Annotated in this window: 15 protein-coding genes and 1 tRNA gene; 8 read left to right on the forward strand and 8 right to left on the reverse strand. The window is 62.1% G+C overall.

Annotation, left to right across the window (positions count from 1 at the left end):
* Positions 1 to 57: 57 nt before the first annotated feature.
* The gene (locus QOL81_RS18015; protein WP_283439971.1) at positions 58 to 1677 is read left to right on the forward strand and encodes an ABC-F family ATP-binding cassette domain-containing protein; all 1620 of its coding nucleotides are present in this window, start codon (positions 58 to 60) and stop codon (positions 1675 to 1677) included.
* A gap of 15 nt (positions 1678 to 1692) precedes the next feature.
* On the opposite strand, the gene pdxR is transcribed toward QOL81_RS18015, so the two are convergent.
* Positions 1693 to 3183, reverse strand: a complete 1491-nt coding sequence (gene pdxR, locus QOL81_RS18020) for a MocR-like pyridoxine biosynthesis transcription factor PdxR (protein ID WP_060424727.1) — start codon at positions 3181 to 3183, stop codon at positions 1693 to 1695.
* A 121-nt stretch (positions 3184 to 3304) separates the two neighbouring features.
* Here pdxR and QOL81_RS18025 point away from each other — a divergent pair, with 121 nt between their 5' ends.
* The 3 genes from QOL81_RS18025 to QOL81_RS18035 are packed head-to-tail and all read left to right on the forward strand — an operon-like array spanning position 3305 to position 7337.
* On the forward strand, positions 3305 to 4570 hold the full coding sequence (locus QOL81_RS18025; RefSeq protein ID WP_048234933.1) for a 4-aminobutyrate--2-oxoglutarate transaminase: 1266 nt from the start codon (positions 3305 to 3307) through the stop codon (positions 4568 to 4570).
* Positions 4571 to 4582: 12 nt separating this feature from the next.
* Positions 4583 to 6037: an NAD-dependent succinate-semialdehyde dehydrogenase gene (locus QOL81_RS18030; protein ID WP_038879538.1), complete on the forward strand. Its 1455-nt coding sequence runs from the start codon at positions 4583 to 4585 to the stop codon at positions 6035 to 6037.
* A 58-nt stretch (positions 6038 to 6095) separates the two neighbouring features.
* Complete coding sequence (locus tag QOL81_RS18035) at positions 6096 to 7337, forward strand: aromatic amino acid transport family protein (RefSeq protein WP_033639324.1); 1242 nt, start codon at positions 6096 to 6098, stop codon at positions 7335 to 7337.
* A 73-nt stretch (positions 7338 to 7410) separates the two neighbouring features.
* On the opposite strand, the gene yfcF is transcribed toward QOL81_RS18035, so the two are convergent.
* Positions 7411 to 8046, reverse strand: a complete 636-nt coding sequence (gene yfcF / locus QOL81_RS18040; protein WP_060424737.1) for a glutathione transferase — start codon at positions 8044 to 8046, stop codon at positions 7411 to 7413.
* 171 nt (positions 8047 to 8217) lie between these two features.
* Here yfcF and QOL81_RS18045 point away from each other — a divergent pair, with 171 nt between their 5' ends.
* Positions 8218 to 8934: an HPP family protein gene (locus QOL81_RS18045; protein WP_283439972.1), complete on the forward strand. Its 717-nt coding sequence runs from the start codon at positions 8218 to 8220 to the stop codon at positions 8932 to 8934.
* Here the strand turns inward: QOL81_RS18045 and aac(6') are convergent, their stop codons facing one another.
* A complete protein-coding gene (aac(6'), locus tag QOL81_RS18050) occupies positions 8935 to 9375 on the reverse strand; it encodes an aminoglycoside 6'-N-acetyltransferase (protein WP_060422871.1) in 441 nt (146 codons plus the stop codon).
* Positions 9376 to 9497: 122 nt separating this feature from the next.
* Positions 9498 to 9573 (reverse strand) — tRNA-Ile (locus tag QOL81_RS18055).
* Positions 9574 to 9719: 146 nt separating this feature from the next.
* Here QOL81_RS18055 and mug point away from each other — a divergent pair.
* Positions 9720 to 10208 (forward strand): G/U mismatch-specific DNA glycosylase, encoded by a 489-nt coding sequence (gene mug / locus QOL81_RS18060; RefSeq protein ID WP_060424741.1) that lies wholly within the window; start codon positions 9720 to 9722, stop codon positions 10206 to 10208.
* A gap of 74 nt (positions 10209 to 10282) precedes the next feature.
* Here the strand turns inward: mug and rpoD are convergent, their stop codons facing one another.
* From rpoD to rpsU, 3 genes are all read right to left on the reverse strand, one after another.
* On the reverse strand, positions 10283 to 12124 hold the full coding sequence (rpoD, locus tag QOL81_RS18065; RefSeq protein WP_004937194.1) for an RNA polymerase sigma factor RpoD: 1842 nt from the start codon (positions 12122 to 12124) through the stop codon (positions 10283 to 10285).
* A gap of 157 nt (positions 12125 to 12281) precedes the next feature.
* The gene (gene dnaG, locus QOL81_RS18070) at positions 12282 to 14030 is read right to left on the reverse strand and encodes a DNA primase (protein ID WP_025304325.1); all 1749 of its coding nucleotides are present in this window, start codon (positions 14028 to 14030) and stop codon (positions 12282 to 12284) included.
* A gap of 136 nt (positions 14031 to 14166) precedes the next feature.
* Positions 14167 to 14382, reverse strand: coding sequence for a 30S ribosomal protein S21 (gene rpsU, locus QOL81_RS18075; RefSeq protein ID WP_001144069.1), 216 nt, complete (start codon positions 14380 to 14382; stop codon positions 14167 to 14169).
* Positions 14383 to 14707: 325 nt separating this feature from the next.
* Between rpsU and tsaD the strand changes: the two genes are divergently transcribed.
* The gene (tsaD, locus tag QOL81_RS18080) at positions 14708 to 15721 is read left to right on the forward strand and encodes a tRNA (adenosine(37)-N6)-threonylcarbamoyltransferase complex transferase subunit TsaD (RefSeq protein WP_033654813.1); all 1014 of its coding nucleotides are present in this window, start codon (positions 14708 to 14710) and stop codon (positions 15719 to 15721) included.
* Between the two features lie 30 nt (positions 15722 to 15751).
* Here tsaD and plsY read toward each other — a convergent pair whose 3' ends face one another.
* On the reverse strand, positions 15752 to 16396 hold the full coding sequence (gene plsY / locus QOL81_RS18085; RefSeq protein ID WP_047729813.1) for a glycerol-3-phosphate 1-O-acyltransferase PlsY: 645 nt from the start codon (positions 16394 to 16396) through the stop codon (positions 15752 to 15754).
* 107 nt (positions 16397 to 16503) lie between these two features.
* On the opposite strand from plsY, the gene folB reads away from it, so the two are divergent.
* Positions 16504 to 16863, forward strand: a complete 360-nt coding sequence (folB, locus tag QOL81_RS18090; RefSeq protein ID WP_019453081.1) for a bifunctional dihydroneopterin aldolase/7,8-dihydroneopterin epimerase — start codon at positions 16504 to 16506, stop codon at positions 16861 to 16863.
* Positions 16864 to 16924: the final 61 nt, after the last annotated feature.

Here is a 16924-nt window from a genome sequence, read left to right on the forward strand (position 1 = left end):
CCACGCTGTGCGCTCCCGCGCCCTGTGGGGATGTTTTGATCTCATTCAGGAGTGCTTATGGCTCATTTTGCGCAGTCCCCTTATTTCGTTTTACATCAACTGACCTGCCAATTTGCTGACGGCGAAACGCTGTTCGGCCCGCTGGATCTCGCTTTCGATCGGTCGCGCTGCGGCCTGGTGGGGCGCAACGGCGTCGGCAAAACCCAGCTGTTGCGCCTGATCGCCGGGCGGGAGCGGCCGGGCAACGGGCACGTCGAATCCCATGCCGCATTGGCTTACGTTGCGCAGCAGCCGGAGATCGCGGCGAACACCACGCTGGCGCAGCTGCTGGGCTACGGCGAGGTCTTCGCCGCGCTGGCGCGCATCGAGCAAGGGCGGCCGTTGGCGGACGACATCGATCGTCTGGAAAGGCGCTGGGATCTCAACGATCGCCTGCAAAGCGCCTTCGCCGCCGCCGGGCTGCCGGCCTTCGATCCGCTGCGACCCGCAAGCTCACTGAGCGGCGGCGAACGGATGCGCGCGGCGCTGTGTGGCGCTTTTCTGGGGGAGGCGGATTATCTGCTGTTGGACGAACCGACCAACCACCTCGACAGCGCCGGGCGCGCCTGGCTGTATCAGCAGCTGGATCAGTGGCGCGGCGGGCTGCTGATCGCCAGCCATGATCGGCAGCTGCTGGGGCGTATGGAGCGCATCGTCGAACTGACGCCCGGTGCGCTGCGCAGCTATGGCGGCAACTACGACGACTACCGGCGCCAGCGCGACATGGAGCAGCAGGCGGCGCGCGCCGATCTGGAACATGCGCGCGAGGAGCGCCGCCGCACCCGCGCCCGTCAGCAGAAAGAGCACGACATGAGCCAGCGGCGCTCGGCGCAAACGCTGCGCGTCGTCGATACGCTGAATATCGCCTCTTTCGAACGGGTGGCCTACAAATCGGCGGCGAAGGAGAGCCTCGGCACGCTGCGCAAACAGCATCAGGACCAGCGCGACAGCCTCGATGCGGCGGTGCGCGAGGCCTATCAGCGGGTGGAGGACGAGCAACCGGTGTTGCTGGCGCTGCCGGGCAGCGAGGTGAGCGCGAACAAGCAGGTGCTGGTGCTCGAGCAGCTGCAGCTGCCGTTCGTCAGCGCGCCGCCGCTGGATCTGCGTATCGACGGCCCGATGCGCGTAGCGTTGACCGGCCCCAACGGCTGCGGCAAATCCACCTTGCTGAAAACCGTTCTCGGTCAGCTGACGGCGCTTTCCGGCCATTGTCATTGCCCGCTGTCGACGGCCTACCTCGATCAAACTCTGTCGCAGCTCGACCCGAGTCTGTCGGTGATGGACCATCTGGGGCTGCAGGATTCGCCGCTGGCGGAAGGCGCGTTGCGCACTCGGCTGGCGCAGCTGCAGCTTGGTGCGGATCGCATCGCGCTGCCGCTGGGCTCGCTGAGCGGCGGCGAACGGCTTAAGGCGGCGCTGGCCTGCGCGTTGTGGCGGCGACAACCGGCGCAGCTGCTGTTGCTGGACGAACCGACCAACCACCTGGATCTGGCGTCGTCGCTGGCGATCGAAACTGCCCTGGCGGATTTCCCCGGCGCGATGCTGGTGGTATCGCACGACGAAGACTTCCTGCAGGCGCTGCGGCCGACGCACCGCCTGAACCGGCAGGCGGACGGCTGGCGGCTTCAGGCCTGGTAACGCGCAAAGGCGGCCCTAGGGGGCCGCCTTTTTCATCTCGGGCGCGTTAATGCAGGCCAGCAGTTGGGTGAAGGCCGCGGCCATCTGCTCTTCCGGCACGCAGGCAAATCCCATCAGCAGGCCGCGCCGGCGGTTGGGCAGCATGTAGTAGCGCGACAGCGGCCGCACCAGCACCCCCTGCGCGCCGGCGGTGGCGGCGATCGCCACGTCGTCGGCCTCGTCCGGCAGGTTGAGGATCAGGTGCAATCCGGCGTTGCTGTTGAATTCGCTGAGCGCCTGTTTGCCGAGGTGCTGTTCGATCAATCCGGTCAGGAAGGCGCGCCGCCGGGCGTACAGCAACCGCATGCGGCGGATATGCGCGGTGTAGTGCCCCGCCTGAATAAACTCAGCCAGCGCGCTCTGGATCAGGAGGTGCCCGCCGCGGTACAGCTCGGCGTGGGCGGTTTTCAGCGCCTGCACCAGCGGCGGCGGCAACACCACATAGCCGAGGCGCAGCGCCGGGTAGAGCGTTTTGCTGAAGGTGCCGATGTAAATCACCGGCGCGTCGGCCTCCAGCCCTTGCAGCGCCGGGATCGGTTGGCCGGAAAAGCGGAATTCGCTGTCGTAGTCGTCCTCGACGATCCAGCCGCCGGCGTTGCGCGCCAGCGCCAGCAGCCGTTGGCGGCGCGCCAGGCTCATCACCGAGCCGAGCGGATACTGGTGCGACGGGGTCACGAAGATCAGCCGCGGTGGGTTGGTCGGCTGCTCCGGCGGCACCAGCCCGGCTTCGTCCACCGCCAGCGGGCAGATGTTCAGCGCATTGATACGCAGGATATTGCGGATCCCCCAATAGCCCGGCTCTTCGATCCAGGCGTCATCCCCCGGATTGCACAGCATGCGTGTCACCAGATCGATCGCCTGATGGATGCCCTCGGTGATCAGGATCTGTTCCGGCGAGCAGCGCACCGAGCGCGCCACCCGTAAATACTCCACCAGCGCATGCTGCAGCTCCGGGCTACCGCCCTGATTGCTGTAGGTCAGCCGCTGCGGCGCCGGGCGGCGGCTGAGGCGCGCCTGGATCTTGCTGAACAGCTGATGGGGGAAGGCGTTGACGTCGGGCACGCCGGGAATGAATGCCCCCCACTGTTTGGGGCTGGCGCTGGCGTGGTGCAGCAGCGTGGCGCCGCGCTCCGACAGTTCGACGCGGCGCGGTTGCCCGCTGCCGTCCGCCGGGGCGCTGCCGGTGGAGAGGCAGCTGTCCGGCACCGTGTCGGCGACGAAGGTGCCGCTTCCGGCGCGCGCCAACACGTAACCTTCCGCCAATAGTTGTTCATAAACGGTTAACACGGTGTTGCGGGACAGGCTGAGTTCCTGCGCCAGATCGCGCGAGGCGGGCAGGCGGCTGGAGGGCGGCAGGCTGCCGTCGAGAATGCTGGTGCGGATCGCGTTGTAAAGCCGCTTGTGCAGCTTGTCATCGGGCTGCTCGCCGAGGCGCTGCAGCAACAGATCACCACTCAATGAGCGCAATTGGATCCCTCAATTATTCGTAACTGGCACTCGATTATAGGGCCACATCCTGTGTAAATAAACGGCATTGTTTCACGAATGTGAACGAAACGTGTAACTGGCACCGACCGGAGAGAACAGCATGAAAAACGCAGAATTGAACCAACGCCGTCAGGACGCCACCCCGCGCGGAGTGGGCGTGATGTGTGGTTTTTACGCCGAGCGCGCAGAGAACGCCACGCTGTGGGATGTGGAAGGCAAAGAAGTGATCGATTTCGCCTCGGGGATCGCCGTGCTGAACACCGGCCATCGCCACCCGAAGGTGATCGCCGCGATTGAAAAGCAGCTGCAGGCCTTCACCCACACCGCCTATCAGATCGTTCCTTACGAAAGCTATGTCTCGCTGGCGGAGCGCATCAACCAGCGCGCGCCGATCGCCGGCCCGTGTAAAACCGCCTTCTTCACCACCGGCGCGGAAGCGGTGGAAAACGCGGTGAAGATCGCCCGCGCTTACACCGGCCGCCCGGGGTTGATCACCTTCGGCGGCGGTTTCCACGGCCGCACCTACATGACCATGGCGCTGACCGGCAAAGTGGCGCCTTACAAACTGGGCTTTGGCCCATTCCCCGGCTCGGTGTTCCACGGCCAGTACCCGAACGCGCTGTACGGCGTGACCACCGAAGACGCGATGAACAGCCTGGATCGCCTGTTTAAAGCGGATATCGATCCCAAGCAGGTGGCGGCGATCGTGCTGGAGCCGGTGCAGGGCGAAGGCGGCTTCAACGTGGCGCCGGCCGAGTTCATGCAGGCGCTGCGCGCGCTGTGCGACCAGCATGGCATCCTGCTGATCGCCGACGAAGTGCAGACCGGCTTCGCCCGTACCGGCAAGCTGTTCGCCATGGAGCACTACAGCGTTAAACCGGATCTGATCACCATGGCGAAAAGCCTGGCGGGCGGCATGCCGCTGTCGGCGGTGGCGGGCCGCGCCGAGGTGATGGACGCGCCGGCGCCGGGCGGGCTGGGCGGTACCTATGCCGGTAACCCGCTGGCGGTGGCCGCGGCGCATGCGGTGCTGGACGTGATCGACGAAGAGCAGCTGTGCCAGCGCGCCCAGCGTTTGGGGCAGCACCTGGTGGAAGTGTTGCAGCAGGCGCGCAAAACCAGCCCGGCGATCGCCGATGTGCGCGCGCAAGGCTCGATGGTGGCGGTGGAGTTCAACGATCCGGCCACCGGCAAACCATCTGCCGATATCACCCGTCAGGTGCAGCAGAAGGCGATGGAAGAAGGGCTGCTGCTGCTGAGCTGCGGCGTGAACGGCAACGTGATTCGCTTCCTGTACCCGCTGACCATCCCGGACGATCAGTTCACCAAGGCGATGGGCATCCTGTCTCGCGCGCTGGCCCACTAAGGAGCGAACGGCATGAAATTGAACAATCCCGAACTGCTGCGCAGCCAATGTCTGATCAACGGCGAATGGTGCGATGCCCTGAGCGGCAAGCGCGAAGCGGTGATCAACCCGGCCACCGGCGCCGAACTGGCCAGCATTCCGCTGGTCAGCGAAGAGGAAACCCAGCAGGCGATCGCGGCGGCGCAGCGGGCGCAAAACGAGTGGAAGCAACTGACCGCCAAGCAGCGTTCCGCGCTGCTGCTGGCCTGGGCCGACAAGGTACTTGCCGCACAGGAAGATCTGGCGCAGCTGATGACCGCCGAGCAGGGCAAATCGCTGGCGGAAGCGCGCGGCGAAGTGGCGTACGCCGCGTCGTTCATCACCTGGTTCGCCGAAGAGGCCAAGCGGGTGGACGGTGCGGTATTGCAGGCGCCGCAGGCTTCGCAGCGCCTGGTGGTGGTGAAGCAGCCGATCGGCGTGTGCGCGGCCATCACCCCGTGGAACTTCCCGGCGGCGATGATCACCCGCAAGGTGGCGCCGGCGCTGGCGGCCGGTTGCGCCATCATCGTCAAACCGGCCGAGCAAACGCCGTTGACCGCGCTGGCGTTGGCCAAGCTGGCGCAGGACGCCGGCATTCCCGCCGGCGTGTTGCAGGTGGTGACCGGGGAAGCGGCACAGGTGGGCAAGGTGCTGTGCGACAGCCCGGTGGTGCGCAAGCTGAGCTTTACCGGTTCGACCGAGGTCGGCCGCATCCTGATGGCGCAGTGCGCGCCGAGCATCAAAAAACTGTCGCTGGAGCTGGGCGGTAACGCGCCGGTCATCGTGTTCGACGACGCCAATCTGGACGCGGCAGTGGCGGGCATCATGGCCTCCAAGTTCCGCAACAGCGGCCAGACCTGCGTCTGCGCCAACCGCATCTACGTGCAGGACGGCATCTACGAGCGGCTGGCGGAGAAACTGGTGGCGGCGGTCGAGCAGCTAAAAGTCGGCGACGGCAGCCAGGAAGGCACCACCCAGGGGCCGCTGATCGACAGCGATGCGGTAGCGAAGGTACAGAGCCATATCGACGACGCGTTGATCAAAGGGGCGCAGATCGCCACCGGCGGCCAGCCGCACGCGCTTGGCGGCACTTTCTTCCAGCCGACGGTGGTGACCGGCGTAACGCAGAAGATGCGCTTCGCCAAAGAAGAGACCTTCGGGCCGGTGGCGCCGCTGTTCCGCTTCCATGACGAGGCGGAAGCCATCGCCATGGCCAACGACACCGAATTCGGCCTGGCCGCCTACCTGTTCACGCAGAACGCCGCGCGCCAGTGGCGCGTGCCGGAGGCACTGGAGTACGGCATGGTCGGCATCAACACCGGGCTGATTTCCAACGAAGTGGCGCCGTTCGGCGGCGTGAAACAGTCAGGGCTCGGGCGTGAAGGATCGCGCTACGGGATAGAAGAATATCTGGAGCTGAAATACCTGTGTATCGATGTGAGCTGTTGAGCGTCAGGACGTTAACCCATCCCGGCGGCCAGCGTCGCCGGGCGATAAAGGATGATGCATGTCTGATAATATCTCTGTTTCTCCGGCGCTTGCCGCCGGGGTGCGAGCACCTGCACCCGCCAAATCGTTAAGTTTCCTCGAAGGGGTGGCGATGATCGTCGGCACCAACATCGGCGCCGGGGTGCTCTCCATCGCCTACGCCTCTAGCAAGGCCGGTTTCCTGCCGCTGCTGTTCTGGCTGGTGCTGGTGGGGAGCCTGACCACCATCACTATGCTGTACGTCGCCGAATCCACGCTGCGCACCCGCGCACATCTGCAGCTGAGCGGGCTGGCGAAGCGCTACGTAGGCGGCCTGGGCGCCTGGCTGATGTTCGCTTCGGTGTGCGTCAACAGCGTCGGGGCGCTTACCGCCTACATGACCGGCAGCGGCAAGCTGCTGCAATCGCTGTTCGGCATCTCGCCGGCGCTGGGCAGCCTGCTGTTCTTCGTGCCCGCCGCCGGTGTGCTGTACCTCGGTTTGAAAGCGATCGGCCGCGGCGAGAAGTTCATCAGCATCGGCATGGTGGTGATGTTGACCGCGCTGGTGGCGGCAACGCTGCTGAAAGACACCACCCAGATGCGCAACCTGCTGGACGGCGACTGGCGCTATATGGTGCCGGTGTTCAACGTGGTGGTGTTCTGCTTCTCGGCGCAGTACATCGTGCCGGAAATGGCGCGCGGCTTTGCCGACAAGCCGGAACAACTGCCGAAGGCGATCATCGTCGGTATGGTGGTGACCTTCATTTTGCTGGCGGCGGTGCCGATGTCGGTGATCGCGCTCAGCGGGCTGGATGACATCTCCGACGTGGCCACCATCTCCTGGGGCCAGGCGCTGGGGCAGTGGGCGTTCTTCTCCGCCAACATCTTTGCGCTGTGTGCGATGCTAACCTCGTACTGGGGATTGGGCGGCAGCTTCCTGACCAATATTTTCGACAAGTTCCGGCTGGGCAACGACGAGCTGCCGCTGCGCCGCTTCGGCGTGCTGCTGCTGGTGGTGGTGCCGCCGTTCGTGCTGGCCTACAGCGGGCTGGTGTCGTTCGTCAACGCGCTCTACTTCGCCGGGGTGTTCAGCGGGGTGATCCTGTCGATCATGCCGATGCTGATCCTGCGCGGCGCGCGGAAACACGGCGACCAGACCCCGCGCTGGCAGTGCAACTGGATCACGCACCCGCTGCTGCAGGTCAGCATTGTGCTGCTGTACCTGGCCAGCGCGGTGTACGCCATCGCTTCATTGTTAGGCTATCTGCCCTCTGGATGGTGATTTGCCTTCCCTCAAGCAGTGATGTTGTTTCTCGGCATTGAGAACGGCGGCGTCGTGGCCGCCGATTTTTTTCTCAGGCGCGCCGTTTTTCCGACAACGCTAGCCACGCCTGCACCGACGGGCGCTGCCACTGCTTGTGCGCATAGTGGCGCACGCGCTCCGGCACCGGATCGCCGTGCATCACCAGCCGGTTGAGCATCAGCGCCAGATCGGTGTCGGCGATGCACCACTCCCTGAACAGATTGTCCTGCCCGTGGCTCAGCAGCTTTTCCACGGCGGCGATCAGTTTGCGCGCGGCCTCCTGCGCGGCTTCGGACAGCGGCGGGAACTTGCCGTTGTTGAACACCACTTCGGTCGAGCGCTCGGCGCGGATCGGCAGCAGATCGCTGCGCAGCCAGGCCTGGATCTCGCGCGCCTTGGCGCGCAGCTTCACGTCGCGCGGGTACACGGCGTGGGCCGGGTGGATGTCTTCCAGGTATTCGGCGATCGCCGAAGACTCCGAGAGCTGAAACTCGCCGATCGCCAGCGTCGGCACCCGGCGGGTGAGCGACAGCGCCGCGTAGGCCGCCTCTTTGTGCTCTTCTTTCGCCAGATCCACCGGCTTCACGGTGAACGGAATGCCTTTTTCCGTCAGCACGACAAAGGCGGACATGGCGTACGGGCTGAAAAATTCACTGTCGGTATAAAGCTCGATGATCGGTTGAGACATCGGCGGTTCCTCGGGGTTAAGGGGGGAACATTCATCATTGACGAGGGGAGGCTAAAAATCAATCTGTTAGCCTAAAAGTTCTTGGGTGGCGCGGCGTACGGCGCCGTGAGCTCCTTCAGGATGATGTGATATATTTGTTGCCAACACGTGAATTGAGCCGTATTGGGTAACATGAAGACGCAGTGGATAGAACGAGTAAAAGTGGGATGCGCGCGCCTGTGGCCGCACCCGCTGGCGGTGGGCAAACGAGAGATGCTGATTTCCAGCGTCGGCGCCGGTTTGGGGCTGATGCTCGCCGGCTGGATCAGCCACTTTATTTTGGGCGAGGTGAACCTGTGGTTTATCGCGCCGATGGGCGCCTCGGCGGTGCTGCTGTTCGGCGTGCCCAACAGCCCGCTGGCGCAGCCCTGGTCGATCGCCGGCGGCAATGCGCTGGCGGCGACGGTGGGTGTCAGCGCCGGTCTGCTGATCCCCGATCCGGGCCTGGCCTGCGGCGTTGCGGCGGCGGTGGCCATCGGCCTGATGTTCAAGCTGCGCTGCCTGCATCCTCCGGGTGGCGCGGTGGCGCTGACCGCCATCCTCGGCGGCCCCGGCATTCACCAGATGGGCTACCACTTCGTGCTGTACCCGGTGCTGCTGAACTCGGTGCTGCTGGCGGCGCTGGCCATTCTGTTCAATAACCTGGCCGGGCGACGCTACCCGCACGCGCTGGCGCCGGCGGAGGCCAAACCGGCCAATCTGCCGATCGATGCCGTTGCCATCACCCGCGCCGATCTGCACGAGGCGCTGATGGAGGGGGATCTGTTCGATATTGACGAGGACGATCTGCAGGAGATCCTGCTGCGCGCCGAGCAGCTGGCGCATCAGCGGCAAAGCAAGACCGCCTGATCAGCCCAGCGTTTTGCGGTAAAACACCACCCGCTCCGTTTCGGCAAAGCCCAGCGCCGCATGCAGGCGCTGGGAGTCCAGATTGGCGATGTCGGTATCCGACGCCAGCTCGCTGCACCCCTGTTGCTTCGCCCACTCCTGCACCTGTGCGATTAAGCGCGCGGCCCAGCCCTGGCGGCGCGCGCGCTCGACGGTATAAATCCCTTCCAAAAACGCCACCGGTGACGATTCGCAGCCGTTGACGTAATCGTAGCGCAGCGCGACCTCGGCAAAGCCAACGAAAGCGCCGTCCAGCCCCCGCGCCATAAACGCGGTGTGGTGCGGCGAAGCCAATATCTCGCGCATTTCCGCGCGGTGATCTTCAGGCGAGCTGGAGGGCCACAGCGCGGTGCGCAGCGCCAGCCAGGCGTCGAGGTTGTCGTGGTCGCAGTTGACGATCATGCGGGGCCCTTATGAGTCGGAATAAATCAGGAATGCCTAAAGAGAAGTGTGGCACGGCGGCGGGAAACAAAAAAGCCATCCCGGACAGAATGGCTTGTAAGGCTGTGAAAACAGCTAAAATTTGGTGGCCCCTGTTGGGTTTGAACCAACGACCAAGCGATTATGAGTCGCCTGCTCTAACCACTGAGCTAAGGGGCCAAGCCGCGAGATTATAGGGAATCCTTAAGCGGCGGTCTACTGTTACCCGCCCGTATGTTGCTTTTCTGCACAGTTCTAGCCTGTTGTAATTGCTGGCGGATTTTGCGATAACCGCAGTAAATCCCTGCAATGGACTCACGACACTCATGGAACTTCTGGCGCCTGACCTGCGGGTGGTGTTTTGCGGCATCAACCCCGGCCTTTCTTCCGCCCATCAGGGCTACCCTTTCGCCAACGGCAGCAATCGCTTCTGGAAGGTGATCCATCAGGCTGGCTTTACCGAGCGCCAGCTGGCGCCGGAGCAGTGGCAGCTGCTGAAGGATAACGGCTGCGGCATTACCGCGCTGGTGGCGCGCCCGACGGTGGCGGCCAGCGAGCTGTCGCGCGACGAGCTGCGCAGCGGCGGCGAGGTGCTGCAAGAGAAAATCCTGCGCTATCAGCCGCGCGCGCTGGCGATTTTGGGCAAGCAGGCGTTTACCACCGCCTTCGGGGTGAAAAACGCGCCCTGGGGCAAGCAGGCGCTGATGCTGGGGGAAACCGAGGTGTGGGTATTGCCCAACCCCAGCGGATTGAATCGCGCCACGCTGGAGCAGCTTACCGCCAGCTATCGCGAGCTGTTCCTGGCGTTGCAATGATGCGGCGGGGCGTATTCAGGGCATAAAAAAACCCCGGCAGGCCGGGGTTTTTGTTTTGGGTGCGGCAGCCGGACTTAGTCGTCCAGGAAGCTGCGCAGCACTTCGGAGCGGCTTGGGTGACGCAGCTTGCGCAGCGCCTTGGCTTCGATCTGACGAATACGCTCACGGGTAACGTCAAACTGCTTGCCTACCTCTTCCAGCGTGTGGTCGGTGTTCATATCGATGCCGAAACGCATGCGCAGCACTTTCGCTTCGCGCGCGGTCAGGCCGGCCAGCACGTCGTGGGTGGCGGAGCGCAGGCTTTCCGAGGTCGCGGAGTCCAGCGGCAGCTCGAGGGTGGTATCCTCGATGAAATCACCCAGATGCGAATCTTCGTCGTCGCCGATCGGCGTTTCCATCGAGATTGGCTCTTTGGCGATCTTCAGCACCTTGCGGATCTTGTCTTCCGGCATCAGCATACGCTCTGCCAGCTCTTCCGGCGTCGGCTCGCGGCCCATCTCTTGCAGCATCTGGCGCGAAATACGGTTGAGCTTGTTGATGGTCTCAATCATATGCACCGGAATACGGATGGTGCGCGCCTGGTCGGCGATGGAGCGGGTGATAGCCTGACGGATCCACCAGGTGGCGTACGTCGAGAACTTGTAGCCGCGGCGGTATTCGAACTTGTCTACCGCTTTCATCAGGCCGATGTTGCCTTCCTGGATCAGATCCAGGAACTGCAGGCCGCGGTTGGTGTATTTCTTGGCGATAGAAATAACCAGACGCAGGTTGGCCTCAACCATCTCTTTTTTCGCGCGGCGGGCTTTCGCTTCACCGATCGACATGCGACGGTTGATGTCTTTGACCTGCTCGATGGTCAGGCCGGTTTCTTCTTCGATCTGACGCAGTTTCTGCAGGCTGCGCTGCACGTCTTCAGCCACGTCTTTCAGCTTTTCCGACCATGGCTTGGCCATCGCCAGCGCGGCTTCGAACCAGGAATCGCTGGTTTCGTTGCCGGCGAACAGGGTGACGAAGTTTTTCTTCGGCATTTTGCACTGTTCAACGCACAGCTTCATGATGATGCGTTCCTGGGTGCGAACGCGGTCCATCATGGTGCGCATGCTGTTGACCAGGAAGTCGAACTGCTTCGGCACCAGGCGGAACTGCTTGAACACTTCAGACAGCTTCAGGATCTCGTCCGCGGCGCTGGCGTGGCTGCGGCCGTTCTTCTTGATAACCAGACGCGTCGCTTCATACTGATCGCGCAGCTCGGCGAACTTCTGACGCGCCAGCTCAGGATCGATGCTGTTGTCGTCTTCGGTATCGTCGTCTTCGTCGTCTTCATCTTCTTCGTCGTCGTCTTGCTCTTCGCTCGACAGTTCAGAACCGATGTGGGTGGCGGTTGGGGCGATGTCCTCTTCCGCGTTAGGATCGACGAAGCCGGTGATCAGATCGGACAGGCGCGCTTCGCCCGCTTCGACGCGATCGTACTGCTCAAGCAGGTAGGTAATGGCTTCCGGGTATTCGGCAACCGAGCACTGCACCTGGTTGATGCCGTCTTCGATGCGTTTGGCGATGTCGATTTCGCCTTCGCGCGTCAGCAGTTCGACGGTACCCATTTCGCGCATGTACATGCGCACCGGGTCGGTGGTGCGGCCGATTTCGGATTCCACGCTGGACAGAACCTGTGCGGCGGCTTCTTCCGCATCTTCGTCCGTGCTGTTCGAGTTTTCGGCGAGCAGCAGGTCATCGGCGTCCGGTGCTTCTTCCATCACCTGGATGCCCATGTCGTTAATCATCTGGATGATGTCTTCGATCTGATCGGAGTCGACGATATCTTCCGGCAGATGGTCATTGACCTCAGCATAGGTCAGATAGCCTTGCTCCTTACCACGGGTGACAAGTAGCTTCAGCTGTGACTGCGGGTTTTGCTCCATAAGACGGTATCCACACTTCAGAGTATTTAGGTTGGTGTCGGTCGGCGAAACCGCCAACAATAGCATTTGGGGCGTTTTCGTTATCGCCGCGGCCCACTATGGCGGCACTGTGCAGGGCTCTGCCCTCGCAATTATCGGCACTTAAGCCGTTTGGTATTCAGTTTTTCTTCGCTAAAACCTGGTTGAGAGAACGGACTTCTTCACGTTCCTCCGGGCTCAGGCCGCGCGTTCTGGCCTGGGCGATCAGCGTTTCCAGCCGTTGCTCGAGCACCGAGTCGTACAGGCTGGCCAACGTATCCAAAAAGGTCTGTTCGACCATGTCCTCAACGATCATATGGTTCCATGTCGCCAAGGTTTCAAGCTGCTGGCTGAATTTGTTGTCGCGATACAGCTCCAGCAATTGCCCGGTCGTCAGGCCCGGCTGCGCCAAACAGGTCTGCACCAGTTCGACGAACAGCGGCAATCCCGCCTGTTTGGTCTGCTCCAGCCCTTCAAGCGAAGGGATAAGTGTAGCCAACTGCGGATTTTGCACCAGTAACCCTATCAGTATACGCATGGTTGTGCGTTTTAGCTGGGGCGCCTGATAAGGATTCGCATTTTCCGCCTGCTTGGGCATCAGCTTGTCGAGCTGGCTGTCGTCCAGCAGCCCCAGCTTGTTGCCGAGCTCCTGACGCAGGTACAAGCGCAACGTTTCGCCCGGCACCTGAGTAATCAGCGGCAGCGCCAGCGTGCTCAGCTTGGCGCGTCCGTCCGGGCTGCTCAGATCCACCTGCGGCAGCAGGCTTTCGAACAGGAACGTGGACAGCGGCTGCGCCTGCTCCATTCGCTGTTCGAAGGCTTCTTTGCCTTCCTTGCGCACCAGGGTGTCCGGATCTTCGCCGTCGGGCAAAAACATGAACCGCAGCTGGCGCCCGTCGTTCAGGTACGGCAGCGCGGTTTCCAGCGCCCGCCATGCCGCCTCGCGGCCGGCGCGGTCGCCGTCGTAACAGCAGACGACGTTGTCGGTGGCGCGGAACAGCAGCTGAATGTGTTCAGCCGTCGTCGAGGTTCCGAGCGAGGCGACGGCATAATCGATGCCGAATTGCGCCAACGCCACCACGTCCATATACCCTTCCACCACCAGCAGCCGCTGGAGGGTAGGGTGGTTCTGCTGTGCTTCATACAGGCCGTACAGCTGGCGGCCCTTATGGAAAACTTCGGTTTCCGGCGAGTTCAGGTACTTCGGCATACCGTCACCCAATACGCGGCCGCCGAAGGCGATCACGCGCCCGCGCTTGTCGCGGATGGGGAACATCACCCGTTCACGGAAACGGTCGTACGAACGCCCCTGATCGTTAGTCACCAGCATGCCGGCATCGTTCAATGCGCGGCGCGAGTCGGCGTCGCGGCCGAAACGCTTCAGGGCGTTGTCCCATCCCGCCGGCGCGAAGCCGATGGCGAAATGGCGAATAACGTCGTCACTTAATCCGCGCTGCTGCAAATAGCTGCGCGCCGGTGCCCCGGAGGACTGCTGCAGTGACTGTTGATAGAACGCGCTGAGCTGCTCCATCAGTTGGTACAGGCTCTGGCGCTGATGGCGTTCGATCTGGGTTGGCCCGGTGCCCGCTTCGTAAGGCACTTCCAGCCCGTGCATGGTCGCCAGCTCTTCGATGGTTTCGACAAACTCGAGTCGGTCGTAATTCATCAAAAAATCGACGGCGTTGCCGTGCGCACCACACCCAAAACAGTGATAAAACTGCTTTTCGCCATTAACGGTAAAGGAAGGCGTCTTTTCGTGGTGGAACGGACAGCACGCGTGGTAGTTCTTGCCTTGCTTCTTGAGCTTCACGCGAGCGTCGATCAAGTCGACGATGTCGGTGCGAGCCAGCAAGTCATTGATAAATACGCGCGGAATTCGTCCAGCCATAAGCCCTTACTTCATTAGCCTATAAACGAGAACAAGCCGCGCATTCCTTTCGGAAAGCACGGCCTTCGTATGCAACTACTCGGTCTGCGCGATTTTGAAAATCAGAAATTCACGCGGTGGGGTTGCCCCCGAAGAATTAATACAGACGAGTGCGGCGTGCGTTTTCGCGAGCCAGTTTCTTCGCGTGACGTTTCACAGCAGAAGCTTTAGCGCGTTTACGTTCGGTAGTTGGTTTTTCATAAAACTCACGACGACGAACTTCAGCTAAAACACCTGCTTTTTCGCAAGAGCGTTTGAAACGACGCAGAGCAACGTCAAATGGCTCGTTTTCACGTACTTTAATTACCGGCATGTGCCTCTCACCTCAATAAAATTCGGTTTGTTGCTGGCCAAGCGCCAGCCTTTTCAAAATGGTGCGGAATTTTACTCCAATGGATGCTGCTTTGTAAAGCATCACCGCAAATTGAAACCCGCGTCGCTCTGCCGCAACGTGCGCAATTTTGCACCGGGCGCTGATTATAGACTAATCAGAAAAAAATGCTCGTGTTTAATCGCCTGGGCATTTTCTGGATGAATCATCGACATAGGTGCGAGCCGGTGACAAGATGCGCGGCACCGGCGGTAAATGCGGCGGAATGTGGTAGACTGGCGGCCGCACGTGAATGATGGGAAATGTAATGCGAGTACTGGGTATAGAAACGTCCTGCGATGAAACCGGAATTGCAGTGTATGACGATCAAACCGGTTTGTTGGCCAACCAATTATACAGCCAGGTGAAGCTGCACGCCGACTACGGCGGCGTGGTGCCGGAACTGGCCTCGCGCGATCACGTGCGCAAAACCGTGCCGCTGATTCAGGCGGCGCTGAAAGAGGCCAACCTGACTCCGGCCGACATCGACGGCGTGGCCTACACCGCCGGGCCGGGCCTGGTGGGGGCGCTGCTGGTCGGCGCTACCGTGGGGCGCGCGCTGGCGTTCGCCTGGAACGTGCCGGCGGTGCCGGTGCACCATATGGAAGGCCACCTGCTGGCGCCGATGCTGGAAGATAACCCGCCGGCGTTCCCGTTCGTCGCGCTGCTGGTCTCCGGCGGCCATACTCAGCTGATCAGCGTCACCGGCATCGGTGAGTATGAACTGCTGGGCGAATCGATCGACGATGCGGCCGGCGAAGCGTTCGACAAAACCGCCAAGCTGCTCGGCCTGGATTACCCCGGCGGGCCGATGCTGTCGAAGATGGCGCAGCAGGGCACGGCGGGGCGTTTCACTTTCCCGCGGCCGATGACCGATCGTCCGGGCCTGGACTTCAGCTTCTCCGGGCTGAAAACCTTCGCCGCCAACACCATTCGCTCCAACGGCAACGACGATCAGACGCGTGCCGACATCGCGCGCGCCTTCGAGGATGCGGTGGTGGACACGCTGGCAATCAAGTGCAAACGCGCGCTGGAGCAGACCGGTTTCAAACGCCTGGTGATGGCTGGCGGCGTGAGCGCCAACCGCACGTTGCGCGCCAAGCTGGCGGAGATGATGCACAAGCGCGGTGGGGAAGTATTCTATGCCCGCCCGGAATTTTGCACCGACAACGGCGCGATGATCGCCTATGCCGGCATGGTGCGCCTGAAGAGCGGTGCCAACCCGGAGCTGAGCGTTTCGGTGCGGCCGCGCTGGCCGCTGGCGGAACTGCCTGCGGTATAAAGCAAAGGGCCGGATAATCCGGCCCTTCTGTTATTCGTCTTTCGGCTGGTCGCCGTTATCCGCATCCGCCTGGTTTTTCTTCTTGCGGAACTTGCCCCAGATCTTGCCTTCCTGGCCGCGCCACAGGCGCTGAATATTGTCGTGATGCCGCATCAGGATCAGGCAGGAGAGCATCGCCACCGGGAAGGTGAACTGCGGTTTGAACCACCAGACGTAGAACGGGGCGATCAGCGCGCTGACGATGGCGCCGAGCGAAGAGTAGCCGCTGAGCAGCACCGTCAGCAGCCAGGTGCCGGTCATCAGGCCGGTCAGATCCCAGCCGATAGGCGCGATGGCGCCAAACGCCGTCGCTACGCCTTTACCGCCGCGGAAGTGGAAGAACACCGGATAGATGTGCCCCAGGCAGGCAGCGATCGCCGTCAGGCCGAGGTACAGCGGCGGCACATCGAGTTTGTAGGCCAGCCAGACCGGCAACATCCCTTTCAGAATATCGAATACCAGCACCGCCGCTGCCGCCAGCCGGCCGCCGATGCGCAGGACGTTGGTCGCCCCGGGATTTCCTGAGCCATGTTCACGCGGATCCGGCAGCCTGGCGATCCGGCAAACCAGGATCGCGCTGGAAATCGAGCCGCACAGATACGCGAAGATAATCATGCCAAGCGCGGTAGCACTCATAACGCGGTTCCGTTTAATAATGGTCGTTTTACTCGCAACATCTATGGATAATACGCACATTCCGCTGGAAGTGGTATCCGGCAAGGCCAAAAACAGAGAATGACGTGATGGATATCGTATTTATTGAAGAGCTTACCGTAATTACCACCATTGGCGTTTATGAGTGGGAACAGGGCATTCGTCAGAAGCTGGTGTTCGATATCGAAATGGGCTGGGATAACCGGCCGGCCGCCGCCAGCGACGACGTAACTGACTGTCTGAGCTATGCCGACGTCAGCGACGCCGTGATCCAGCACGTAGAGTCGAACCGTTTTGCGCTGGTGGAGCGAGTGGCAGAGGAAATATCTGAAATTTTGCTTCAGCGCTTCAATTCCCCCTGGGTCCGTATTAAGGTCAGCAAACCGGGCGCTGTAGCACATGCCAGTCGGGTCGGCGTGATCATCGAGCGCGGCACTCGTCCCGCATGATTTTATGTCATCTGCTTGCAACGAAAGACCGTTAACCTGGTCTTAATCCTGAGAATTGTTT

Origin of the sequence: Serratia sp. CC22-02 (genome assembly GCF_900182895.1) — a bacterium.
Taxonomy (GTDB): Bacteria; Pseudomonadota; Gammaproteobacteria; order Enterobacterales; family Enterobacteriaceae; genus Serratia; species Serratia nevei.